General features: G+C 63.3%; 21 protein-coding genes, 1 tRNA gene and 1 pseudogene. 13 read left to right on the top strand and 10 right to left on the bottom strand.

Going from position 1 to position 22,779, the window contains the following annotated elements; all coding sequences use genetic code 11:
* The first annotated feature begins 3 nt into the window (after window positions 1-3).
* From NKJ11_RS27545 to NKJ11_RS27530, 4 genes are read left to right on the top strand one after another with little or no spacing between them, the layout of a single operon-like run.
* Complete coding sequence (locus NKJ11_RS27545) at window positions 4-741, top strand: ABC transporter ATP-binding protein (RefSeq protein ID WP_128302672.1); 738 nt, start codon at window positions 4-6, stop codon at window positions 739-741.
* Window positions 738-1,451 carry an ABC transporter ATP-binding protein gene (locus NKJ11_RS27540; protein WP_127269236.1) on the top strand — a complete coding sequence of 238 codons (714 nt, stop codon included), beginning with the start codon at window positions 738-740 and terminating at the stop codon, window positions 1,449-1,451. Before NKJ11_RS27545 ends, NKJ11_RS27540 begins: the two co-directional genes overlap by 4 nt.
* Window positions 1,452-1,463: 12 nt before the next feature.
* Complete coding sequence (locus NKJ11_RS27535) at window positions 1,464-2,339, top strand: branched-chain amino acid ABC transporter permease (RefSeq protein WP_127296621.1); 876 nt, start codon at window positions 1,464-1,466, stop codon at window positions 2,337-2,339.
* Entirely contained in the window at window positions 2,336-3,370 is a 1,035-nt protein-coding gene (locus tag NKJ11_RS27530; protein ID WP_352794739.1) for a branched-chain amino acid ABC transporter permease, read from the top strand. The genes NKJ11_RS27535 and NKJ11_RS27530 overlap by 4 nt, the downstream gene beginning before the upstream one ends.
* Window positions 3,371-3,394: 24 nt before the next feature.
* On the opposite strand, the gene NKJ11_RS27525 is transcribed toward NKJ11_RS27530, so the two are convergent.
* From NKJ11_RS27525 to NKJ11_RS27505, 4 genes and pseudogenes are all read right to left on the bottom strand, one after another.
* Window positions 3,395-4,711 carry a M20 family metallopeptidase gene (locus NKJ11_RS27525; RefSeq protein WP_352441067.1) on the bottom strand — a complete coding sequence of 439 codons (1,317 nt, stop codon included), beginning with the start codon at window positions 4,709-4,711 and terminating at the stop codon, window positions 3,395-3,397.
* A gap of 58 nt (window positions 4,712-4,769) precedes the next feature.
* Entirely contained in the window at window positions 4,770-5,675 is a 906-nt protein-coding gene (locus NKJ11_RS27520; RefSeq protein WP_128302676.1) for a MurR/RpiR family transcriptional regulator, read from the bottom strand.
* 170 nt (window positions 5,676-5,845) lie between these two features.
* Window positions 5,846-7,485, bottom strand: a pseudogene (locus tag NKJ11_RS27510) (peptidoglycan L,D-endopeptidase MepK).
* Between the two features lie 322 nt (window positions 7,486-7,807).
* Window positions 7,808-7,882 (bottom strand) — tRNA-Thr (locus NKJ11_RS27505).
* A 161-nt stretch (window positions 7,883-8,043) separates the two neighbouring features.
* On the opposite strand from NKJ11_RS27505, the gene NKJ11_RS27500 reads away from it, so the two are divergent.
* The 9 genes from NKJ11_RS27500 (at window position 8,044) to yacG (ending at window position 13,595) form a co-directional block, all read left to right on the top strand.
* Window positions 8,044-8,238 (top strand): hypothetical protein, encoded by a 195-nt coding sequence (locus NKJ11_RS27500; RefSeq protein WP_023809256.1) that lies wholly within the window; start codon window positions 8,044-8,046, stop codon window positions 8,236-8,238.
* Between the two features lie 146 nt (window positions 8,239-8,384).
* Entirely contained in the window at window positions 8,385-9,677 is a 1,293-nt protein-coding gene (murA, locus tag NKJ11_RS27495; protein ID WP_023809257.1) for a UDP-N-acetylglucosamine 1-carboxyvinyltransferase, read from the top strand.
* A 91-nt stretch (window positions 9,678-9,768) separates the two neighbouring features.
* Window positions 9,769-10,203, top strand: coding sequence for a DUF2948 family protein (locus NKJ11_RS27490; RefSeq protein ID WP_023809258.1), 435 nt, complete (start codon window positions 9,769-9,771; stop codon window positions 10,201-10,203).
* 7 nt (window positions 10,204-10,210) lie between these two features.
* Window positions 10,211-11,503 (top strand): histidinol dehydrogenase, encoded by a 1,293-nt coding sequence (gene hisD, locus NKJ11_RS27485; protein ID WP_128302678.1) that lies wholly within the window; start codon window positions 10,211-10,213, stop codon window positions 11,501-11,503.
* 6 nt (window positions 11,504-11,509) lie between these two features.
* The gene (locus NKJ11_RS27480; protein WP_013530198.1) at window positions 11,510-11,995 is read left to right on the top strand and encodes a UPF0262 family protein; all 486 of its coding nucleotides are present in this window, start codon (window positions 11,510-11,512) and stop codon (window positions 11,993-11,995) included.
* A complete protein-coding gene (locus NKJ11_RS27475; RefSeq protein ID WP_081734750.1) occupies window positions 11,983-12,444 on the top strand; it encodes an arsenate-mycothiol transferase ArsC in 462 nt (153 codons plus the stop codon). Before NKJ11_RS27480 ends, NKJ11_RS27475 begins: the two co-directional genes overlap by 13 nt.
* A gap of 87 nt (window positions 12,445-12,531) precedes the next feature.
* Window positions 12,532-12,750: a translation initiation factor IF-1 gene (gene infA / locus NKJ11_RS27470; protein ID WP_006200926.1), complete on the top strand. Its 219-nt coding sequence runs from the start codon at window positions 12,532-12,534 to the stop codon at window positions 12,748-12,750.
* Between the two features lie 21 nt (window positions 12,751-12,771).
* Entirely contained in the window at window positions 12,772-13,401 is a 630-nt protein-coding gene (locus NKJ11_RS27465) for a Maf-like protein (RefSeq protein ID WP_128302679.1), read from the top strand.
* Window positions 13,398-13,595 (top strand): DNA gyrase inhibitor YacG, encoded by a 198-nt coding sequence (gene yacG / locus NKJ11_RS27460; RefSeq protein ID WP_128302680.1) that lies wholly within the window; start codon window positions 13,398-13,400, stop codon window positions 13,593-13,595. The genes NKJ11_RS27465 and yacG overlap by 4 nt, the downstream gene beginning before the upstream one ends.
* A gap of 4 nt (window positions 13,596-13,599) precedes the next feature.
* On the opposite strand, the gene NKJ11_RS27455 is transcribed toward yacG, so the two are convergent.
* The 6 genes from NKJ11_RS27455 to NKJ11_RS27430 form a co-directional block, all read right to left on the bottom strand.
* Complete coding sequence (locus NKJ11_RS27455) at window positions 13,600-14,970, bottom strand: alpha-glucosidase/alpha-galactosidase (protein ID WP_128302681.1); 1,371 nt, start codon at window positions 14,968-14,970, stop codon at window positions 13,600-13,602.
* 19 nt (window positions 14,971-14,989) lie between these two features.
* Window positions 14,990-16,657: an ABC transporter ATP-binding protein gene (locus NKJ11_RS27450; protein ID WP_128302682.1), complete on the bottom strand. Its 1,668-nt coding sequence runs from the start codon at window positions 16,655-16,657 to the stop codon at window positions 14,990-14,992.
* A 10-nt stretch (window positions 16,658-16,667) separates the two neighbouring features.
* A complete protein-coding gene (locus NKJ11_RS27445) occupies window positions 16,668-17,807 on the bottom strand; it encodes an ABC transporter permease (protein WP_128302683.1) in 1,140 nt (379 codons plus the stop codon).
* 1 nt (window position 17,808) lies between these two features.
* Window positions 17,809-18,816, bottom strand: coding sequence for an ABC transporter permease (locus NKJ11_RS27440; RefSeq protein ID WP_127296635.1), 1,008 nt, complete (start codon window positions 18,814-18,816; stop codon window positions 17,809-17,811).
* A gap of 111 nt (window positions 18,817-18,927) precedes the next feature.
* Complete coding sequence (locus tag NKJ11_RS27435; RefSeq protein ID WP_128302684.1) at window positions 18,928-21,006, bottom strand: ABC transporter substrate-binding protein; 2,079 nt, start codon at window positions 21,004-21,006, stop codon at window positions 18,928-18,930.
* A gap of 132 nt (window positions 21,007-21,138) precedes the next feature.
* Window positions 21,139-22,605 (bottom strand): alpha-glucosidase/alpha-galactosidase, encoded by a 1,467-nt coding sequence (locus NKJ11_RS27430; protein ID WP_352441086.1) that lies wholly within the window; start codon window positions 22,603-22,605, stop codon window positions 21,139-21,141.
* Window positions 22,606-22,779: the final 174 nt, after the last annotated feature.

Below are 22,779 nucleotides of genomic sequence, written 5' to 3'. Positions count from 1 at the left end.
GGAATGGCCCTGCTTGAACTGGACGACGTGTCGAAGGCCTTCGGTTCGCTGAAGGCCGTCGACGGCGTGTCGTTCAAGGTCGAGGCCGGCGAGATCTTCGGCATCGCCGGCCCGAACGGCAGCGGCAAGAGCACGCTGTTCAACATCATCACCGGCATACCGTTCGGCCCCGACCGGGGCCAGATCCGCTTTGACGGCATTGCCATAAACGGCAAATCGGGACACGCCATCGCGCGCCTCGGCCTCGCCCGCACGTTTCAGCGCGAGACCAGCTTCGACGGGCTGACCGTGTTCGAGAACGCGCTGATCGGCGCCAGTTACGGCAAGCAGGAAAAGACAGCGGCCACGGGCCGCAATGCCGCCGCCGAGGCGCTGGAGTTCGTCGGTCTGGGATCTCAGTCGTTCGGCCGGCTTGCCGGCGAATTATCCGTGTTCGAGCGCAAATGCCTGATGCTTGCCACCGCGATTGCCATGCAGCCGCGCATGCTCTTGCTCGACGAGCCGGCATCGAGCCTGACCAAGCCCGAGATCGAGACGTCGATCGGCCTGATCCGCCGCACCGCCGACCGCGGCATCACCATCCTTCTGATCGAGCACGTGCTGACCTTCCTGATGAGCCTTTCGCAGCATCTGCTGGTGCTCAACAATGGCCGTGTCCTGGCCGCCGGCGATCCGGCAGGCGTAATCGCCGATCCGCGCGTCATCGAAGCCTATCTCGGCACGAGGAGGTCGGCGGCGTGAACCCCATTCTCAGCGTCGAAGGCGTCACCGCCGGCTATGGCCGCGTCACCGTGCTGCACGATATCTCGCTGGAGGCCGGCCGTTTCGGCAATGTCGGCCTGTTCGGCCCCAACGGCCATGGCAAGACGACGCTGCTGCGCGCAGTCTCCGGGCTGCTGCAGCCGAAGAGCGGCCGCATCCTGTTCGACGGGCAAGACATTGCCGGCCGCAGTGCACGCGCCATCGTCGGCGCCGGCCTGATCCATGTGCCGCAAGGCAACCGGCTGTTTCCCGATCTCTCGATCGCCGACTGCATGGCGCTTGGCGCCTATTCGCCGCGTGCCCGGCCACATGAGGCCGAGAACCGCGAGAAGGTGATCAAGCTGTTCCCGAAACTGGCGGAACGCTGGCGCCAGCGCGTGCGCACGCTGTCGGGCGGCGAGCGCCAGATGGTGTCGATCGGCACCGCGCTGATGAGCCATCCGCGCCTGCTGATCCTCGACGAGCCGACGCTTGGACTGGCGCCCAAGATCAAGGACGAGCTCTGCGCCTCCGTCATGGACATTTCGCGCGGCGGCGTGCCGCTCATCGTCGTCGAGCAGGACATCGAATTCCTGCTGGAGCTGACGCAGCAACTCTACCTCGTCAACCATGGCGCCGTGGCGACCGAGATCAAGCCGGGCGAAAGCCTCGACCACGGCGAGATCATGTCGATGTATTTTGGCCATTAGGAAAATCCGAAGATGAGCGCATTGGCGGAAATCCTGTTCGGCGGCCTGTTCCAGGGCTCGCTCTACGCCATGATGGCGGTCGGGCTGGCTCTGGTGTGGACAACGATCGGCGTGTTCAATTTCAGCCATGGCGTGTTCATGATGCTGGGCGCCTACATCGCCTGGCAACTGGTCGAACTCGGCCTGCCAGCGGCGGTCGCCTTTCCGATCGCCGTCGTCGTCATGGCCGGCGTCGGCTGGATCCTGCAGGCGAGCGTCGTGCGGCCGCTGATCGGCCGGCCCAACATCGTGCTGGTCGTCGTCATCACCACGCTGGCGGCCGGATCGCTGATCGAGAACGGCGCCTTGACCATCTGGGGACCGCGCTCGAAGCAGATCCCTGCCCTGATCGCCGGCAACGCCACCATCGGCGGCGTCGGCGTTTCCCTGCACCAGATCGCCATCATCGTCATCACGCCGCTGATCCTGGCCGCACTTTGGGTGTTCCTCAACCGCACGCGGCTGGGACTGGCGCTGCGCGCCGTGGCGCAGAACGAAGATGCCAGCCATCTTGTCGGGCTGAACGTCACCGCGCTCTATGGGCTGGCCTTCGCCATCGCCGCTTCGCTGGCCGGGCTCGCCGGCATCTTCATGGGCGGCTACCGTTTCATGTCGCCGGTGATGGGCAGCGACCCGCTGCTCAAGGCGCTGATCGTCGTCGTTTTCGGCGGCATATCGAGCATATCGGGTCCGATCTTCGCCGCCTATCTGATCGGCTTCTTCGAGGCCGCCTGCAGCTATTATTTCGGCTTATACTGGACACCCGCGCTGCTGTTTGGCGTGCTCATCCTGACCCTGATGGTACGCCCCGAGGGCATCTTCGCCAGCCGCTCCCGAGGCCTAGCATGACCAACACGACATCGCCGATCACCCTTGGCCATGCAGAGGCGGCAACCCCGATCGCTCCCGGCCGCACGCCGTGGAAGCAGGAGGCCATCGGCTTCGTGATCGGCTTCGCCTTGCTGGCATTGCTGCCGCTGATCTTCGGCGACACCTATGCCCGCCACATCCTGATCATGGCCTTCATCTATGCGATCGTCGCCTCGAACTGGGATCTTAGCCTCGGCTATGGCGGCGTTTTCAATTTCGGCCATCTGGCGCTGTTCGGCATCGGCGTCTATGCCTACAGCCTGCTGACCAAGCTGGCCGAATTCGACCCGTGGATCGCGCTGTTTGCCAGCGGTGTCATCGCAACCCTGGCGGCGATCCTGGTGACCATCCCGATCCTGCGGCTGAAGGGCATCTACATCATCCTGGTCACTTTCGGCTTCGCGCAGTTGGTCATGCAGGTGATCATCAGCCAGTCCGCCATCACCGGTGGCACGCAAGGGCTGGTGCGCATTCCCGGACTTTACGTGTTCGACCACAATATGGTCCGTGACGGCAAGTCAGCCTATTTCTACATCGCGCTGGCGCTGCTGGTGGCGAGCACGCTGTTCCTGCGCGTGTTCGTGCGCTCACGCGCCGGGGCCAGTATCGTCGCCTTGCGCGACAATGAGGAATACGCCGTCAGCCGCGGCGTCTCGATCGTCCGCCAGCGCATGCTGACGCTTGCCGCGAGCGCCTTCTTCACCGGCATCGCCGGCGCCTTCTACGCCGCCTACCAGCGCAATGCCTCGATCGACGTCTTCGGCATGAGCCTGGCGACCATCATCCTGTCGATGGTGCTGCTCGGCGGCACCAGCACCATTTACGGCGCCATCATCGCCTCCTTCGTGCTGACGATCTTCGCCGAATGGATGGCCGATTTCGGTGCGTGGCGGCCGATGATCACGGCGGTGCTGATCATCGGCGTGATGCTGGCCTACCCGAGCGGCCTGGTCGGCATGATCAAGGCTTCATGGGGCGCCGTCGCCGGACGCCTGAAACGCCCGGCCTGACCGTTTCGGAATAGCAGCTCCGCCTCAGCGGATGCCGCACCAGTCGATGACCGAAGCAGCGATCACCTTGGCGGTCTCGACCACCGATTCGACCTCGACATATTCGTCGGAACCGTGAAAACCGTCGCCCGACGGGCCGAAGATGACACCGTCGACGCCGGCGCCGGCATAGTGCGCGGCATCGCACACAGCGACGAAGCCGCGCGCCTGCGGCGCCTTGCCGACCATGGCCTTGCGCTTCATCAGCGAGGTCACCAGCGGATGATCGACCGGGGTGTTCATCGGCGGGAAATACAGCCCGCCGAGCTCCCATTGGATCGCAGGCGGGTTGTCGCGCAGCCACGCATCGGTCTGGGCGAAATGGTGGACGAACGTCTCGAAATCGCGGCGGTAGTCGGCCGAGTTCTCATCGGGCAGGAATTTCATGTCGAGATCGAGCACCGCGACGTCGGGAATGATGGCCGGGTTGGTCATGACGGTCGGCAGGCCGTGTTCGCCAAGGCCGGTGCCGCCATGCATGACGCCGATGTTGATCGTGTTCATACCGAGCGGCAGCAATGGATGCGATTTCGCCCGCGTCCGGTCCAGTTCATACTGGCGCACGGCGGCGATGAAGCGAGCGGCGATCTCGATGGCGTTGACGCCCGGCTCGAGCCGGTCCTTGTCGTGGCGCTGCGGATAAATCTCGTTGTAGCGCAGCGCCGAATGGGCGTTGCGGCCGCGGATCGTCACCCGCGCCCATTCGAGCCCGCCTTCGACGGGCAGGACATCGCCCCAGGTCGGTTCGGCGACCAGCACCGCCTTGGCGAGCTTGCCCTTCTTCACCGCGTCCATGGCGCCGAAGCCGCCGGCTTCCTCGTCGACGACGGAATGGATGGCCAGCCGGCCCTGCAGCGTGATGCCCGCCTTGCGGATCGCATGTGCTGCGGCGACGCAAGCGGCGACGCCGCCCTTCATGTCGACGGCGCCGCGGCCATAAAGGCGGCCATTGGTGATCTCGCCGCCGAACGGATCCACCGACCAGTCCTTCATCGCGCCGACCGGCACGACGTCGATGTGGCCGCACAGGATCAGGCTGCGGTCCTCGTCTCCCGCCCATTCGCCGACCAGATTGGGCCGGCCGGGCAAGGCATCCCATTGCTCGGTCTTGAACCCGTCCTGCCTGAGGATCGGTTCGAGCAGCGCCTGGACATCCGCCTCGCGGTTGATCGCCGGGTTGGGCTCGAATTTGGGGTTGACCGAAGGGATGCGAACCATGTCGCGGGTCAGGCCGATCAACCAGTCGCGATCGGTCTCGATCTCAGCCTGCACGGCATCGATGATGGTCTGGTTGTCGGGCATTGTCGCTTCCTTCTCTGCGTCGCGGCGCTTTGCAATCGCTGCACTGGGCGCAACGACACTATTTCCTTGTGGTTTTGGATTTGGCGGCGTCGTCGGCCGATGACGACAGGGCGGTATCGAGCGTGACCGCATTGGCGCTGCGGATCCTTTCGATGTCCTCGATGCGCTTGCGCACCCCGGCGCCGTGGCTCTCCAGCGCGTGGGCAAACACGGTTTCCATCTGGGCAACGGCCGTCGCCAGCGTGTCGAACGGCGAGTTGGCGTCGATCGCGGCGACCATGGTCAGGTCCGCTATGTCAGATATCGGCGACAGCCAGACATCGGTGAACAGCAGGATGGAGACGCCGCGCTCCTTGGCCTGCTGGGCAAAGCTCACCACGTCCGACTGGTAACGCCGGTAGTCGAACACGACGAGGAGGTCGCGCTTGCCAAGGTCGATCAACAGGTCGAAATCGGCGGGGCTCAACGAACCGATGTCGCGCACGCCGGAGCGGAACTGCAGGAGGTAGCCGGCCAGCATGGAGGCGATATGCCGGCTGAACCGGCCGCCCAGCAGCACGACCTGGCCCTTGCTCTCCAGCAGCATGTTGACGGCGCGCGTGTAGGCCTGCACCGGCACTGCCGTGCGGGTGCGCTCCAGGCTGTCTGAAACCGAATGGAAATAGGTAAGTGCGGTGCCTTCGCTGGAGCCGCCCGGACGCTTGGCCTCCATCATCAAAAGCGGCGAATGCAGCCTGGATTCGACTTCGGTGAGCAGGCGTGCCTGGAAGTCGGCAAAGCCGACATAGCCAAGCTTGGTCATCAGCCGCGTCACGCTCGGGTCGCTGACGCCGGCGCGCCGTGCCAGCCGGGTCGCGGTGCCCAGCCCCGACATCGGATAATCGGCGAGCAGGACCTGGACGATCTTCTCTTCCGCGGAGGTGAACGCCACGGTCGTATTGGCCAGTTCTTCGCGGATCGACATTGTCATCGCCTATCGTCGACGGAAAGACAATTATCTTACAATTTCGCACATGTTTGTCAAATTTGGAACTTTTCTTACAGAACCATCGAGAGTTCGGCATGACTTGCAATCCCATGACAGCCAAGCCAGTCGTGCAACACATCCACGTCGGCTCGAACGAGGGCTTGCGTCTATCTGAAGCTGGCGATGGGCAGGAACTTGACCGCTGAACCGGTGAAGCGTCGGTGATCGGAGGTCTGTCCTCGCGGCTGGAATCCATCGAGATAGATGTGCTCCGGCGCTGTGCGGATGAGATTGGCGGCAATGACGGACGCCGCCGCAGGGCTAGCTCCGCCGGCGATGCCACGACCCGTCTCAATCAGCCGGCCGGACAACGCTGCCGGCACGATGACCGCGGTGGCTTCGGGATCGAGATTTGGCTGGACACGGTCGGCCTTCGGGCTGGTCCTGACGCGATCTTCGGGCTTCGATTGGGCAACCGAGACCCGCTGGCCGGCCAACCCATTGTGGCCGTCATCGGCGTGGTTCAAGGCCAGCAAGGCAGCGACCGCATCGCCGGCTTTGTCTGCTTCAGGCTGGCGCATCGGGCTTGTCAAGCTTTCCGGTCGCCATGTCGGCAACGGGATGTTGAGCGCCACAAGGTCCGGCGCGCCGCTCGCGGGGCCGGCATCCGACTTGCCCGAGGGAATTTCAGCATCGGTTGCCGCTGGATTGGCCAGTTCGGCCCGCGCCGTGGAAGCGTTGGCTGTTGCAAGTTGCGCGATTTGCGGGGTCGGAATGCTGGTCGTTGGCCCGGTGCGCGGGGCGAAGGCTGGCAGCGGCACTGAGCCCGGCGCCATCGCCATGACGATCGCTTCAGGCGTCTTTCCTTCCGGCCCAATCGACGATCTTCGACCCGATCGACGGAAGCCATCTGGATGTCAGCGCGCTGGGCATCCTGCGGCGGCACGATCGCGATGCCGGCGGGCCTGGGTTCAACGGACTTGGCCGGCTTGCGTGGCGCCGGCACCGCTTCGGCGACATCATCGGTCTCGTCCGCGCCGCGCCCGCCCAAAAGCGTCGCCAGCAGGCCGCGCGGCCTGCGTTGGCCGCCGTCGGCACTTGCCAGGTCGATGTTGGGCGCGCCGGTGCCCTTGCGCGACTTGTAGGCGGCAAACGCCTGCCCATAACCGGGCAGCGGTTTGCCGTCGCTCGGCACATGCAGCGTATTGCCGTTCGGGAATACCCTTGCGAGTTCCTGGCGGCTGATGCCAGGCCAATGCCGCACATTGCCGACATCCATATGTATGAAAGGCGAGCCGGAGGTCGGGTAATAGCCTACGCCGCCGCCCTGCATCTTGAGGCCGATGTCGCGCAGCTTCTTCAGCGGCACATCCGGCAGGAAGAAGTCCATCGCGCGGCCAACCATGTGTTGGCTTTCCCGAGCCACGCCCTTCGAGCGGCTGCGCAGCATGGCGTTCGTCGCTGGCGACCGATAGGCGCTGACCACGTGAATATAGGCTGTCGAGCCGCTGGCGCGATAGGCCTGCCAGACAAGATCGAGCAGGCGCGGATCCATCTTCGTCGGTTCGTTGCGACGCCAGTCGCGCAGCATCAAATTGATCTTCTTCAATCCCGCCGGATCATAGCGCCCATTGCGCTTGAACACGATTTCAGCCTTCTCGCCCGTATGGAGATGTTGAATCTTCAAAGCACGCGTCTCCGCGAACGCGCCGGTAACGAACAGACATAAGAACGCTGCCATGATGGCCGGCAGTGTCCAAAGACGGGAAGCACCGGGGGCGTTTTGCACGTTTTCGCTCACGTTCATGCCTTGCACGTTCTTTTGTTTCGGGCGGTTTTAGGTTCCGCCCAGATCAGGAGCCTTTCGGCCCTCTTCCTGACAAGCATGGACTTGACCGACGCAGACGGGCATCCATGCCACAATACGTCATGTCGATGAACAGCATCTTGGTTAACGAATCGTGTCTTGCCGGGAATGCGCTTCGGCTGGAGTTGCCTGTGGCAGCCATTTTCTGGAGCAATGCACCGCTGATGAGGTCCGCCAGCACGACGGCCGCGCCGTTCCCGTGTAGCCGCCTCGCCCTTGCAAATGCAGAGGACGAATGTGCGGCAACAAGGATGTTGGAAACTGGTGCTGCGAGAGAGGATTGAACTCTCGACCTCTCCCTTACCAAGGGAGTGCTCTACCACTGAGCTACCGCAGCCGCTGATGGCGGGGCTTCTGCCATATCGAACCGGCAAGCGCAAGGCCAAGCGCAACGCTTCTGTGAAAGCCTTTGCCGGATAGCTTTTAATGACATGGGGGCGCCACAATGTTGGCTATCCCTGAATGGCGGGCTGGCTGCTCACGGGCCAGAGCGGGACAATGGATGACAAGGCAATTCCAGTGAAAAAGGATGGTCCACCGAATAACAGCGCAACAATCCGCAAGGATCGGCTGGCAGAGCAATTGCGCGCCAATCTGCAGAAGCGCAAGGCGCAGTCACGCTCGCGGCGCACCGGAGATGCAGATCAACGGCCGGACGGGCTCGCTGCATCGAAGGAAATACAAAAAGATTAACTCAAATCGGCCACTCTTGGCCCGGGGTGGGCGAAATCCCATTTCTTGAACCAGCGTAATTCTTGAACCAGATCGGCCAATGGTCTAGACGGGCCGCTACTCAAACGATTGAACCGGCCCTGTTTGGCCGAGAGGGACTTTCTTCCATGGATCGCATCAGAATTGTCGGGGGCAACCAGCTCTCCGGAAGCATTCCGATCTCGGGCGCGAAAAACGCGGCGTTGCCTTTGATGATCGCCTCGCTTTTGACCGACGACACGCTGACGCTGGAAAACGTGCCGCATCTGGCCGATGTCGAGCAACTGATCCGCATCCTGGGCAACCACGGCGTCGATTATTCGGTCAATGGCCGCCGCGAGAAGCAGAATGAGGGCTATTCGCGCACCATCAACTTCTCCGCCCGCAACATCGTCGACACCACAGCGCCCTACGAGCTGGTGTCGAAGATGCGCGCCTCGTTCTGGGTGATCGGCCCGCTGCTGGCCCGCATGGGCGAAGCAAAAGTGTCGCTGCCGGGCGGTTGCGCCATCGGCACGCGGCCGGTCGATCTGTTCCTCGAGGGCCTGCAGGCGCTGGGTGCCGACATCGACGTCGACACCGGCTATGTCATCGCCAAGACAAGGAATGGCCGCCTTGTCGGCAACCGCTATATCTTCCCGAAGGTCTCGGTCGGCGCCACCCATGTGCTGATGATGGCCGCGGCGCTCGCCAAGGGCGAGACGGTGCTGGAAAACGCGGCTTGCGAGCCCGAGATCGTCAACCTCGCCGAGTGCCTCAATGCCATGGGTGCGAAGATTTCCGGCGCCGGCACGCCGACAATCACCATCGACGGCGTCGAATCGCTCTCCGGTGCGCGCGTACGCGTCATTCCCGACCGCATCGAGACCGGCACCTATGCCATGGCCGTCGCCATGACCGGCGGCGACGTCGTGCTCGAAGGTGCGCGTCCGGATCTGCTGCAGACCGCACTGGACGTGATCGCCCAGACGGGTGCGGAGATCACGCCGACCAATTCCGGCATTCGTGTGAGGCGCAACGGCGCCGGCATTGCGCCGGTCGACGTGACGACGGCGCCGTTTCCGGCCTTCCCGACCGATTTGCAGGCGCAGTTCATGGGCCTGATGACGATGGCCAAGGGCAAGTCGCGGATCACCGAGACGATCTTCGAGAACCGCTTCATGCATGTGCAGGAACTGGCGCGGCTCGGCGCTCACATCACCCTTTCGGGCCAGACGGCGATCGTCGACGGCGTGCCGAAACTGAAGGGCGCGCCGGTCATGGCGACCGATCTTCGCGCCTCTGTCTCGCTGGTCATCGCCGGCCTGGCGGCGGAAGGCGAGACCACGGTCAACCGGGTCTATCATCTCGACCGTGGCTTCGAGCGGCTGGAAGAAAAGCTATCCAACTGCGGCGCGGTGATCGAGCGGATTTCCGCATAGGCCAATCGCAAGGCCTCGCGGTGCGGTTGCGCGGACGGGAAAGACCGCCTAACAGAAGGTTCAGTTATCAACCTTCAGGTGCGAAATCCGCATGACTGCCCTTAAGCTTATCGCGCTCGACGATCAGGATCTGAGCATCGTTTCGGCCCATGTCCAGGATGCCGTGATGAAGGTCAGCGACCTCGAATTCCTGCCTGCGGCCAAGCGTTTCCTGCTGACCATGAACCGTTTCGTCTGGGAGGCCAAATCCGGCCTGTTTCGCCAGCACAATGAGCGGCGGCAGGCGGTGCTGCATTTCGACCGGGTGCTCGGCGCCAAGACCAACGGCATCGCCCGCGACAAGCCCAATGAGGTCCTGTCGCTGCTGGCGATCAGCTTCATCGAGATCAGCAAGCCGGCGGGCATCGTCGAGCTGATCTTTGCCGGCGGCGGCACGATCATGCTCGACGTCGAATGCATCGAGGCGCGCCTTGCCGATATTGGCGGGGCGTGGGAAGCCACCTCGCGCCCCATCCACAAGGCCTGAGCGTCCGATGGCCATCAAGCTTCGTCAGTCCGACGCCGATTTCGAGCAGCGTTTCGCCGCCTTCCTGTTGACCAAGCGGGAAGTGTCCGCCGACGTTGATGCCGCGGTGCGCGACATCATCGCGCGCGTGCGCGCCGAAGGCGACGCGGCGCTGATCGACTATTCACAGAAATTCGATCGCGCCGATCTGACTGGATTGGGCATCGCCGTCTCGAAGGACGACATCGCCCAGGCCTACACGGCCGCCGATCCAAAGACGATCGAGGCGCTGGAATTCGCGCGCGACCGCATCCGCTCGCATCATGAGCGGCAGCGACCAAAGGATGACCGCTATACGGATGCCGCCGGCGTCGAGCTCGGCTGGCGCTGGACGGCGGTCGAGGCGGTCGGGCTCTATGTGCCGGGCGGCACGGCGAGCTATCCAAGCTCGGTGCTGATGAACGCCGTGCCGGCCAAGGTGGCCGGCGTCGAGCGCATCGTCATGGTCGTACCGGCGCCGGGCGGCATCATCAATCCGCTGGTGCTGGTGGCGGCCGACATATCAGGCGTGTCGGAAATCTACCGAGTCGGCGGCGCGCAGGCGATCGCCGCCCTTGCCTACGGCACCCGGACTATAAAGCCGGTCGCCAAGATCGTCGGCCCGGGCAATGCCTATGTCGCGGCGGCCAAGCGCCAGGTATTCGGCACCGTCGGCATCGACATGATCGCCGGTCCCTCGGAAGTGCTCGTCGTGGCCGACGGCAGCAATGATCCGGACTGGATCGCTGCCGACCTGCTCGCCCAGGCCGAGCACGACACATCGGCGCAGTCGATCCTGGTCACCGACGATCCGGCCTTCGGCATCGCTGTCGAACAAGCGGTCGAGCGCCAGTTGCAGAGCCTGCCGCGGGCCGAAACGGCTGCGGCGAGCTGGCGCGATTTTGGCGCCGTGATCCTGGTTCCAACCATTGAATCCGCGCTGCCGCTGGTCGACCGCATCGCCGCCGAACATGTCGAACTGGCCATCGACGATGCCGAGGGTTTCCTGGCGCGGATGCGCAATGCCGGTGCCGTCTTTCTCGGCCGCCACACGCCGGAAGCCATCGGCGACTATGTCGGTGGTTCCAATCATGTGCTGCCGACGGCCAGATCGGCGCGTTTCTCGTCGGGCCTTTCCGTGCTCGATTTCGTCAAGCGCACGTCGATCCTCAAGCTTGGACCGGAGCAGTTGCGTATCTTGGCGCCGGCGGCGATTGCGCTCGCCAAGGCGGAAGGCCTTGAGGCGCATGGACGCTCCGTCGCCATACGGTTGAACATGTAGGCGGCGATGTCTGGCCCCGATCAAACCCGCGCCAGGCTGATCGATGTCGAACTCGATGAATCGATCGGCCGGTCGACACCCGATGTCGAGCATGAACGCGCGGTGGCGATCTTCGACCTGATCGAGGAGAACAGTTTTCAGCCCGTCAATGACAGCGGCGACGGCCCTTACCGGCTGAAACTGTCGCTGGCCGAGCAGCGCCTGGTGTTTGCCGTGGCGCGCGAGGATGGCACCGCCGTCGTCACTCATATCCTGTCGCTGACGCCGCTCAGGCGCATCGTCAAGGATTACTATATGATCTGCGAAAGCTACTACGACGCCATCCGTTCCTCGACGCCGAGCCACATCGAGGCGATCGACATGGGCCGCCGCGGCCTGCACAATGAAGGTTCGCAGACGCTGATGGACCGGCTATCCGGCAAGATCGACATAGACTTCGATACGGCGCGCCGGCTGTTCACGCTGGTCTGCGTACTGCACTGGCGGGGCTAGCCCTGGCACCCGGCGCCCTGCCCCGTTCGATCCTGTTCCTGTGCGGCATGAATGCCGTGCGCTCGCCAATGGCAGAGCAGCTGGCGCGCCGCATGCTGCCCGCCGCCATCTTTGTCGCTTCGGCCGGCGTTCGCGCCGGCGAGCGCGATCCGTTCGTCGATGCGGTGCTTGCCGAGGAAGGCCTGTCGTTGGGCGAGCGTCACCCACGGACCATGGACGATCTCGAGGACGATTATTTCGACCTCATCGTCACGCTGGCGCCGGAAGCGCACCACGCCGCACTTGAACTCACCCGCTCGCTCGCTGTCGAGGTCGAATACTGGCCGACGCCGGACCCGACCGACGCCGCCGGCACGCGCGAACAGATCATGGCGGCCTACCGGGACGTGCGCGAGCGCCTGAAAGCGCGGATCGGGCGTCGATTCACACCTCCGGAGGCCGCCGATTAAGCGTGTTCACAAGCGGACGATTATCATATAGGTTCCGCCGAAATTCCGGCCAGGGCGCTGGAACTACCATCCAAGCAAAGGTATCGAATGCCGAAGGAAGAAGTCCTCGAGTTTCCGGGTGTCGTGACGGAATTGTTGCCGAACGCGATGTTCCGGGTAAAGCTCGAAAACGAACACGAAATCATCGCCCATACGGCCGGCCGCATGCGCAAGAACCGCATCCGCGTGCTGACCGGCGACAAGGTTCTGGTCGAGATGACGCCATACGACCTGACCAAGGGCCGCATCACCTATCGTTTCAAGTAAGCAAAGCCCGACTGGTCCGCGATGAGCATTTTGCAGAAGCTGGTGCTTGCCTCGGGTTCGCCGCGCCGAATCGAGCTCTTGCAGCAGGCCGGCATCGAGCCGGACCGCGTGCTGCCGGCCGATGTCGACGAAACGCCGCTGCGTGCAGAGCATCCGCGCTCGCTGGCCAAGCGGCTGTCGAAGGAAAAGGCCGAGAAGGCGTTCGCGTCGCTGAAAACCGAAGCCGACTACGCGCCGGGCTTCGTGCTGGCCGCGGATACGGTCGTCGCCGTCGGGCGGCGCATCCTGCCCAAGGCAGAAACCCTCGACGACGCCGCCAACTGCCTCGGGCTGTTGTCGGGCCGTTCGCACCGGGTCTATTCCGGCATCTGCCTGATCACCCCGGGCGGCAAGCTGCGTCAGCGGCTGGTCGAGACGCGGGTGCGCTTCAAGCGGCTGCCGCGCGAGGAGATCGACGCCTATGTCGCGTCGGGCGAATGGCGCGGCAAAGCGGGTGGTTACGCCGTCCAGGGCCTCGCTGGTGCCTTCGTCGTCAAGCTGGTCGGTTCCTACACCAATATCGTCGGGCTGCCGCTCTATGAGACCGTGGCGCTGTTGAGCGGCGAGGGCTTCAAGGTGCATGGCGGCTGGCTGGCGGGACCCCGGCTGTGAATTCCGACTCCAAGGTCACACCCTTGCGCCCGAAGCGCCCCTGCCCCGAATGCGGCAAGCCCTCGGCGCGCGACACCTTTCCGTTCTGCTCGACGCGCTGCAAGGACATCGACCTCAACCGCTGGCTGAAGGGCGCCTATGTCATCAAGGCCCGCGACGACGAGGAAGAAACGGACCCCGACGATCCGAAATAGGTCGTCAGGCGGCTTCGATCTTGCGCCTCACACGCGCCCAGGCTGGCAGCCAGTCGCCGTGGGCGGCGAGGAGATCGTCGACCAGTGACCAGATCTGATCGAGATCGAGTTCGGCCGCAGTATGCGGATCCATCATCGCCGCATGGTAGATGTGCTCGCGGTTCTCCGTCATCAGCGCCCGCACCGTCAGTTCCTGCACGTTGATGTTGGTGCGGATCAGCGCGGTCAATTGCGGCGGCAGCTCGCCGATATAGGTCGGCTGGATGCCGGAGGCATCGACTAGGCACGGCACTTCGGCGGCACAGTCCCTGGGCAGCGACGTGATGCAGCCATTGTTGCGGACGTTGCCGTAGATCACCGAAGGTTCGCCGGTCCAGACAGAATTCATGATCGAGGAGGCATATTCCCGGGACTGCTCGACCTCGATGCGGTCGGCCGAGCGATAGGCTTCCGCCTGCCCCTTCCAGCGCTCGATCTGCTCGATGCAGCGCTTGGGATATTCGTCCAGCGGGATGCCGTACTTCTCGATCAGGTCCGGGCGGCCTTCCTTGATGAAATAGGGCGTGTATTCGGCGAAATGTTCCGAGCTCTCGGTGACGAAATAGCCGAGCCGGGTCAGCATCTCGTAGCGCACCTTGTTGGGACAGCGCGGATTCCAGCCGGGCTTGGGCGCGCGGCCTTCGCGATAGGCGCGCACGAGATCGGGATAAAGGTCGCGGTAGGAACCGTCCGGCTGGCGATGCTCGAACTTCAGATAGAACGCCATGTGGTTGATGCCGGCCGAGCGATAGCGGATCTCTTCGTACGGAAGGTCGAGATCGTGCGCCAGCTCCATTGCCGTACCCTGCACCGAATGGCAGAGACCGACCTGCCTGATGTCAGGGTATTTCTCCGCTATCGCCCAGGTGTTGATCGCCATCGGGTTGACATATTGCAGCATGATCGCCTGCGGGCAGACGGCGAGCATATCTTCGCAGACCTTCCAAAGATGTGGCACGGTTCTCAAACCGCGCATGATGCCGCCGACGCCCAGCGTGTCGGCGATCGTCTGGCGCAGGCCGTATTTCTTCGGCACCTCGAAGTCGGTGACCGTGCAGGGCTCATAGCCGCCGATCTGGAAGGCGACGACGACGAAATCGGCGTCGGCCAGCGCCTTGCGCTGGTCCGAATGGGTCTCGGTCTTCGCCTTGACGCCCAACGTCGCGATCAGCTTGTTGACGACAATGGCGCTCTCTTCCAGCCGTTGCGGATTGATGTCCATCAGCGCGATCGTCGCGCCGGAAAGCGACGGGCGCTGCAGCACGTCGCCGACAATGTTCTTCATGAACACCGTCGAGCCGGCGCCGATGAACGTGATCTTGGGACTTCTTGCCATGCTAACCTCCGGCATATGTTCAGGCCACGTCGAAAGCGGCCCTGACGAGCCGTTCGGTGTAGGCGGTCTTGGGATTGGACAGGACGTCGTCGACGGGGCCCTGCTCGACGATCTTGCCGTTCTGCATGACGATGACGCGGTGGCACAGTGCGCGCACCACCTTGAGGTCGTGCGAGATGAAGAGGTAGCTGAGGCCGCGCTCGTCCTGCAGCTTGCGCAGGAGGTCGACAATCTGCGCCTGGACGGAGAGGTCGAGCGCCGATGTCGGCTCGTCGAGCAGGATGAATTCGGGTTCGAGCGCTATGGCGCGAGCGATGGCGATGCGCTGCCGCTGGCCGCCGGAGAATTCATGCGGAAACCGCGACAGTATATCGCCCGGCATGCCGGCGCTGACCAGCGCGTCGCGCACCCGTTCGACCCGCTCGCGCCGCGTCGCCCCTATGCTGTTGACGATCAGCCCTTCCTCGATGATCTGGCCGATCGTCATGCGCGGGTTGAGCGAGGAGAACGGATCCTGGAAGACGATCTGCATGCGCGAGCGCAGCGGCCGCATCTCGGCACGCGATAGGCCATGGATCGGCTTGCCGTCGAAATGGATCTCGCCGCGCTTGGCGTCGATCAACCGGAGCAAGGCCTGGCCGAAGGTGGTCTTGCCGGAGCCGGATTCGCCGACCAGCCCCAGCGTCTCATGGCGACAGAGTTTCAGGCCGAGATCGTCGACGGCGACCAGCTCTCGCCAGTCCGGTTTCAGGAAGGTGCCGTGGCGCAGCATGAATGAGACGCGCACGCCGCTGGCTTCGAGAATGATGCCGCAGCCCTCCGGCAGCGGCTTCGGCTGCCCATGCGGCTCGGAAGCCAGCAGCCGTCTCGTATAGGGGTGCTGTGGATTGGCGAACAGCCGTTCGGTGACGTTGTGCTCGCACATTTCGCCATGCTGCATGACATAAACGTAGTCGGAGAACTGGCGCACCACGGTCAGGTCGTGGGTGATCAGGATCACCGCCATGCGCAGCTCTTTTTGCAGGCTGCGGATCAGGTTCAGGATCTGCGCCTGGACGGTGACATCGAGCGCTGTGGTCGGCTCATCGGCGATCAGCACATCGGGATTGTTGGCCAGCGCCATGGCGATCATCACCCGCTGGCGTTGCCCGCCCGATAGCTGGTGCGGGTATTGCTTGAGCCGCGCGGCGGGATCGGGAATCTGCACATGCTGCAGAAGTTCCAGTGCGCGCGCCCAGGCCTGCTTGCGGCTGACTTTGCGATGCACCCGGATCGCCTCGACGATCTGGCTGCCGACCGTATAGATCGGGTTGAGCGAGCTCATCGGCTCCTGGAAGATCATCGAGATGCGGTTGCCGCGCAGCTTGCGCCGGGCGCTCTCGGGAAATTTCAGGATGTTTTGCCCGTCATAGCAGACGCTCGATCCGGGGGACACGGTGGCGCGCCGCGACAGAAGGCCCATGACGGTGCGCGCCGTCACCGACTTGCCCGAACCGGATTCGCCAACGATGGCGATCGTCTCGCCGCGATAGAGCTGAAACGAGATGTCCTTGACCGCGTCGACGACGCCATGCTCGACCTTGAAGGCCACGGCGACGTTGCGGGCGTCGATGATCGGCTGGCCCCGGCGTCCGTCATGGTCGTGACGGACGGTTGGTGCGAAGGATTCGGCGAGCGCGACGGACATCTCAGGCACCTCAATAAGGGTCGACGGCGTCGCGCAGGCCATCGCCCAGCGCGTTGAAGGCAAAGACGGTGACGAGCACGAAACCGACCGGCGACAGGATCCAGGGATAGGTGCCGATGACGGAATAGGTCGCGGTGTCCTGCAGCATCAGACCCCACGAGATCAGCGGCGGCTTGACGGCGAAGCCGAGGAAACCGAGGAAGGATTCGAGCAGCACCACCGTCGGGATCGCCAGCGTCACGGCGACAATCACATGGCTCATCACATTGGGAAAGATGTGCTGCATGATGATGCGACGGTCGGTGGCGCCGACCGCCATGGCGGCGCGCACATACTCGATCCGCGCCAGCGCCAAAGTCTTGCCGCGCACCTCGCGAGACATCTGCGCCCAACCCAAGGCCGACATGACGATGATGACGAAAGCGAGGAAGACGTTGGTGGGAGCGGTGACCGGGATCAGCGTCGTCAGCGCCAGATAGAGCGGCAGCTGCGGGAAGGCGAGCACCAGTTCGACGAAGCGCTGCATCCAGACATCGAACCTGCCGCCAAAATAGCCGGAGACCATGCCGACGGTGGTGCCGATGACGGTGATGATGAAGACGACCGTCAGCGCGATCATTAGCGAGACGCGCGAGCCATGGATGGCACGCGACAGCACGTCGCGGCCGAACTTGTCGGTGCCCAGGAAATGCACCGGCTGGCCGTCCAGCGAGCCGAACAGATGCCGGTCCGCCGGCAACAGCCCGAAGAGCTTGTAAGGCGCGCCATGCACGAAGAAACCAAGCAGCCTTGGATGATCGTAGTCGGGACCGACGACGGGCTGGAAAGTGACCGGATCGAGGTCCGCCGAATCGGCCAGCGCATAGACCCTCGGCCGCGCGACGAAACCGCCATCTCTGTCATGGAAAACAGGCACCTGCGGAGGCGCGAAGCCGACATCCGTCACCTTCGGGTCCATTGGCGCGATGAACTCGGCGAACACGGCCATCACCAGCAGCAGCACGACGAGCCAGAGCCCGGCCATGCCGGTCCAGGAGCGCTTCAGCCGGCGCCAGACAAGGGCGAGGTAGCTTTCGTTACCGCGCGCCGGTTTGGCTACGATGCGACCTTCGGCCGGCAGCGGTGGAGGGGATGGATCGCGCGCCAGCATCTCAGCGCTCCCCGAACTGGCGCACGCGCGGATCGAGCAGCACGAGCAGCATGTCGGCGATGATGTTGCCGACGATCAGCGTCGCCGACAGCACCATCATGAAGGTGGCGGTGACATAGACATCGCCGACAGCCATGGAGCCGACGATCGCCGGGCCGACAGTCGGCAGCGCGAAGATGATCGCCGTCTCGATTTCGCCGGTCAACATGTAAGGCAGCACCACACCCTGATACATGATGAGCGGGTGCAGTGCGTTAGGCACGGCGTGGCGCATGACGACGGCGGCGCCGGTCAGCCCCTTGGCCCTTGCCGTCTCGACATATTGCGCGTTCAGCGTATCGAGCAGATTGCCGCGCATGACGCGCATATTGTAGGCGAGCCCGCCGAAAGTCGCGATCGCCACCACCGGCCAGACATGCTTGACCAGATCGACGAATTTGGCCCACGACCACGGCGCGCCCCCATATTGCGGCGAGAAGAATGAGCCGATCTCCGACACGTTGAATTGGAAGACCAGGAGATAGACGATGATCAACGCCATCAGGAAGCGCGGCACCGTCATGCCGAGGAAGGAGATGGCCGACAGCGCCGAGTCGATCCAGGTGTATTGCCGGGTCGCCGCCCATATGCCGAATGTTATGCCCAGCACCGAAGCCAGCAGATGGCAGACCAGCGCCAGGAGAAGCGTGCGCGGCAGGCGCTCGCCGACCACGTCGGCGACCGGTTTGTTGTAATAGAGGCTGTAGCCGAAATCGCCTCGGGTGACGATGCCGCCGATCCAGTTGAGATACTGGAGGGGAAGCGGCTTATCGAGACCATGCTCGATGCGGTAGGCCTTTGCCTGCGCGTCGGCCTCGGCGAAGGAGGCTCCACCCTGGTTGATCGCCTGCGAGCGGATGTAGTCGGCATAATCGCCCGGCGGCGCCTGGATGATGGCAAATGTGGCCAGGCTCAAAATGGCGAGGACCGGGATTGCCGACGCTATTCGCGTGAGCAGGAATCGCAGCATGGACGGTTCGTTTCCTCGTCTCGCCGATCGCGCCCTTGGTTGCGTCCGGAGGTTGGTTTGTCCGGCCGCGCCAGCGGCGCGGCCGGAGGTCTCTCAGTCAGGGAGGTAAACCTAATTCATCGGCCCCTTCTCTCCGGGTTTGCCGGGCAGTTCTTGCGGGAACAATTCGTATTTCGCCTGCTTGTCGGCCGCGACAAAGACCCGTTCGCGGATGATCGAATCCTCGGCCCAGTTGAACATGAAGATCGGCGTGCCCTGTGGGATGTTCGAGAAACGCTTGTTGACGATCAGCGCGCCGGGATACTCCGTCAGGCCGACATTGTAGACGTGCTCCGTCGAGATCTTCTGGAATTGTTTCATCAGGCTGGCGCGCTGGTCATTGTCCTGGGTGGAGACGAACTTGTTGACGATGTCGACGAGGTCCTTTTCGAACGGCATCACATCGACCTCGCCGTTCTCCGGCGCACGATGGTCCCAGCTGGTGCGCGGACCGACCGGGGCAAGCTGCACGGTGTTCTGCACCACCGACGTCAGTTCCTGTTCGTTGCGACGGACCAGCCAATCGAAGCGGCCGGAATATTGCGAAGCGTCGCGTTGGGTCCCGTTGAGGCCGTTGAGCACGACCCGAAGCCCGAGCTTTTCCATCTGGGCGACGACGCCTTCGGCAAGGCTCTTGTCGGTCGTGTAGTCGTTGTTGACCAGCATCACGATCTCGACATTCTTGCCGCCGGCGGTGCCGGAAGGGAAATTCACGAAGCCGTCGCCGTCCGTATCCGTGAGGCCGGCCTTGGCGAGTTCGGCCTTGGCGCCCTCGAGGTCGAAGGGGTAGTAGACCGTCGAAGCGCGGTCGTAGAAGCTGGTTCCTGACGACAGGCCGCCGGGATAGATGGCGGTGAACGGTCCCTTGACCAGCGAGTCGCCGAGCGCCTTGCGGTCGAGCGCCATGGTGACGGCCTTGCGGAAATCCTCGTTGCGGTTCAACTCGCGGATCGCCTGGCCGCGTTCGTCCGGATTGCCCCAGCCATTGGCGGAAAAATTAAAGCGCAGATTGTAGCCGATGAGCCGCGGGCCGAAAGCAAGACGGGCCGGCGCGTTCGCCTCTGCCGCACGCTTCAGCGAGGCGACGAAGTTTTCCGGCTGCTCCAAATTGGAAAAATCGGCCGCGCCGGCCACCGCCTGGACATCGCGGTCGGCCCAGGTCGACAGCTTGTAGTGCAGTTCGTTGAGATAGGGCAGTTGATTGCCCTTTTCGTCGACCTTCCAGTAATAGGGATTGCGGCGCATGACGATGATGTCGTCCGGCCGGTATTCGACCGGCACCCAGCCACCCATCACCGGCATGTTCATGAATTCCGGCGGGAAGGCATTTTTGAACTGATCATAGGTATTCTTCGAGTATTTCGGATGCTGCGGCTTCAGGATGTGCGCGGGGCCCGGACAGAAGGTGCCGTAGGCCATGGCGTACAGGTACTGCTTCGGGAAGGCATCCTTGAAGGTCCATTCGACGGTGTAGTCGTCGATCTTCTTCAGCGTCGTGCCGACGCCGAAGGTTTCCGGCGTCGCACCGTTCAGCGGCGAGACGTTAGGATCGACCACCTCGTCGTCCCAGTAGAACATGACGTCGTCGGCATTGAAGGGCACGCCGTCCGACCACTTCGCTCCTTCGATGAGGTGCATGGTCAGCCTGTGGCCATCGCTCGACCAATCCCAGCTCCTGGCCAGGTTCGGCAGCGGCTCGGTGTCCTTGGCCTCGACCTGGAACAGCGGGGCGGTGCGCGTCAGGCATTCGGAGAGGCCGATGTCGATGCCGCCCCAGCCTTGCGTCTGACCGGCGCCGTAGTTCCAGCCTTCCGGCCGCCCGCCGATGACGTGGCGCATCGTATCGCCATAGACGCCGATGCCGTCCTGCATGTTGCCTGTCTTGAAGACCAGCGGATCTTTCGGCAGCCTGTCTTTCACCGGCGGCAGCTTGCCGGTCTTGACGTATTTCTCGGTGACCCAGTCGGGCTCGTGATATTCGGGGAGCGGCTTGAACTCCAGGATCGAGTCTCGCGCGACATAGTTGATCTTGCCTTCGGCGGGAAACGGTGTCGGCGCCGGCGGAACCGTCGGCTCGGAAGCGTAAGCACTGAGTGCCGAGACGCTCAGCGTCAGTCCGGCAGCAAGGCCGATATTGCGTAAATTCCTCACGGTCTCTCTCCCTCTTGTTTGTCCGGAGCGTTTGCACCCGCTCCGCCTCTTCTCGAATTCAAACGGCTTCGTGGCAGTGGATCCGCCTCCCATGGATCCACCATCACCGCATGAATTTTCAGCCGGCCCGTCTCAGCCGGCTTGCTTCAGCGCGGCTTTTTCGGCGCGCAATTCCTCGATCGAGCGAACGCTGCGCCGTGCGGCGCCCGCCCACTCGCGGGTCTTCACCTGAGATGTCGACAGCCGCTCCCTTGCGGCCGGAACCGCATGGGCATATTGCGGCAGCCAAGCCGCCTGGGCGACGACCATTTCGTCGACCATCTGCCAGACCTCCTCCGGCGTCGAAACCGCGCCGACCAATGGGTCATGCAGCACGGCGAGCTTCAGAAGATCGATGTCGCCTGATATCGCGGCATGCACCGACATGCGCTGGACGTTGATCGAAGCGATGCAGGTGGCGGCGCAGGCTTCCGGCAACGTGATGCCGGCGGCCATGTTGATGCCAAAACGGTCGACGAAGCCCGGCGACTCGATGATGGCGTCCTGCGGCAGGTTGGTAATCACGCCATTGTTCTTGACGTTGAAGTGGCCGCGATAGACCCGGTTGGTCTCCAGCGCCTCCAATATGTGGCTGGCATGCTCGTTGGAGCGCTTCTCCCGGTCGATCGGCTTGGACGCCGCTTCGAGGAACTGCGGATATTCCGTCTCGAACCAGTTGCGGGTTTCGGTGGAGTAACGGAGATAGCCGCCAGTCTCGCCATGGATCCAGTCGGACATATCGATCCAGCGCGTGATCTCGTCGGGACGTTTGCGGTACCAGGGCAGATATTCGGAAAGATGGCCGTTGCTTTCGGTCGAATAGACGCCGAAGCGCTTCAGGACATCGATGCGCAGTTTCTCCTGCCTGGAATAGACGGGATGCGCCTCGAAGGCAGCCACCAGTTCGTCCTTGCCGATGGAGCGGCCGTTCAGGCGCAGGCCGATGAACCAGGTCTGGTGGTTGATGCCGGAACAGACATAGTCGAGCTCCTGCGTGGACTTGGCGCCAAGCACCTCGGCGATCTGCTCGGCGCCGTGCTGGACGCCGTGGCAGAGCCCAACAGTGTCGACCTTGCCGTATTCGATCGCCGCCCAGGTGTTCATCGCCATCGGGTTGGCGTAGTTCAGGAACTTGACGTTCGTCTCGGCGACCTCGCGCATGTCCTTGCAGAAATCCAGGATCACCGGGATGTTGCGCTGGCCATAGAGAATGCCGCCGGCACAGATCGTGTCGCCGACGCATTGGTCGATGCCATATTTCAGGGGAATGCGGATATCGTCGGCATAGGCTTCGAGACCGCCGACCCGCACGCAGCTGATGACGTAGCGAGCGCCTTCGAGAGCCTGGCGGCGGTCGGTCGTCGCCGTCACCCTGGTCGGCAATCTGTTTGCCTCGACGATCTTGTCGAGGATCGCCTTGATCATCTGAAGGTTGTGCTCGCTGACATCGGTCAGCGCGAATTCGATGTCCTCGAATTCGGGCACGCACAGGATGTCGGTGAACAATTTCTTGGTGAAGCCGACGCTGCCCGCGCCGATGATAGCGATTTTGAAACTCATCAGCCGCACCTCATTCCACTTCGAATTGCAGGCAAGGAATGACAATGGGAAGCTGTAGCCACATGCCGACATGTATGCAGGACAAGCCGGAATCGGGCTCGCCAACCTCCCCGTCCGCTCCTCGACTGCGGATCTCTCTCGCTTTTCGACGGGGATTATGCGCTTATTCGCGAG

It is taken from the genome of Mesorhizobium sp. M0243 (assembly GCF_040321775.1).
Lineage (GTDB): Bacteria > Pseudomonadota > Alphaproteobacteria > Rhizobiales > Rhizobiaceae > Mesorhizobium.
This window is presented reverse-complemented; position numbering and strand designations above follow the sequence as displayed.

Excerpts from the sequence above, each read along its gene's own strand:
- NKJ11_RS27545 (WP_128302672.1), top strand. The coding sequence starts at position 4 with ATGGCCCTGCTTGAACTGGACGACGTGTCGAAGGCCTTCGGTTCGCTG.
- NKJ11_RS27535 (WP_127296621.1), top strand. The coding sequence starts at position 1,464 with ATGAGCGCATTGGCGGAAATCCTGTTCGGCGGCCTGTTCCAGGGCTCG.
- NKJ11_RS27530 (WP_352794739.1), top strand. The coding sequence starts at position 2,336 with ATGACCAACACGACATCGCCGATCACCCTTGGCCATGCAGAGGCGGCA.
- NKJ11_RS27525 (WP_352441067.1), bottom strand. The coding sequence starts at position 4,711 with ATGCCCGACAACCAGACCATCATCGATGCCGTGCAGGCTGAGATCGAG.
- NKJ11_RS27520 (WP_128302676.1), bottom strand. The coding sequence starts at position 5,675 with ATGTCGATCCGCGAAGAACTGGCCAATACGACCGTGGCGTTCACCTCC.
- NKJ11_RS27500 (WP_023809256.1), top strand. The coding sequence starts at position 8,044 with ATGGATGACAAGGCAATTCCAGTGAAAAAGGATGGTCCACCGAATAAC.
- murA (WP_023809257.1), top strand. The coding sequence starts at position 8,385 with ATGGATCGCATCAGAATTGTCGGGGGCAACCAGCTCTCCGGAAGCATT.
- NKJ11_RS27490 (WP_023809258.1), top strand. The coding sequence starts at position 9,769 with ATGACTGCCCTTAAGCTTATCGCGCTCGACGATCAGGATCTGAGCATC.
- hisD (WP_128302678.1), top strand. The coding sequence starts at position 10,211 with ATGGCCATCAAGCTTCGTCAGTCCGACGCCGATTTCGAGCAGCGTTTC.
- NKJ11_RS27480 (WP_013530198.1), top strand. The coding sequence starts at position 11,510 with ATGTCTGGCCCCGATCAAACCCGCGCCAGGCTGATCGATGTCGAACTC.
- infA (WP_006200926.1), top strand. The coding sequence starts at position 12,532 with ATGCCGAAGGAAGAAGTCCTCGAGTTTCCGGGTGTCGTGACGGAATTG.
- NKJ11_RS27465 (WP_128302679.1), top strand. The coding sequence starts at position 12,772 with ATGAGCATTTTGCAGAAGCTGGTGCTTGCCTCGGGTTCGCCGCGCCGA.
- NKJ11_RS27455 (WP_128302681.1), bottom strand. The coding sequence starts at position 14,970 with ATGGCAAGAAGTCCCAAGATCACGTTCATCGGCGCCGGCTCGACGGTG.
- NKJ11_RS27450 (WP_128302682.1), bottom strand. The coding sequence starts at position 16,657 with ATGTCCGTCGCGCTCGCCGAATCCTTCGCACCAACCGTCCGTCACGAC.
- NKJ11_RS27445 (WP_128302683.1), bottom strand. The coding sequence starts at position 17,807 with ATGCTGGCGCGCGATCCATCCCCTCCACCGCTGCCGGCCGAAGGTCGC.
- NKJ11_RS27440 (WP_127296635.1), bottom strand. The coding sequence starts at position 18,816 with ATGCTGCGATTCCTGCTCACGCGAATAGCGTCGGCAATCCCGGTCCTC.
- NKJ11_RS27430 (WP_352441086.1), bottom strand. The coding sequence starts at position 22,605 with ATGAGTTTCAAAATCGCTATCATCGGCGCGGGCAGCGTCGGCTTCACC.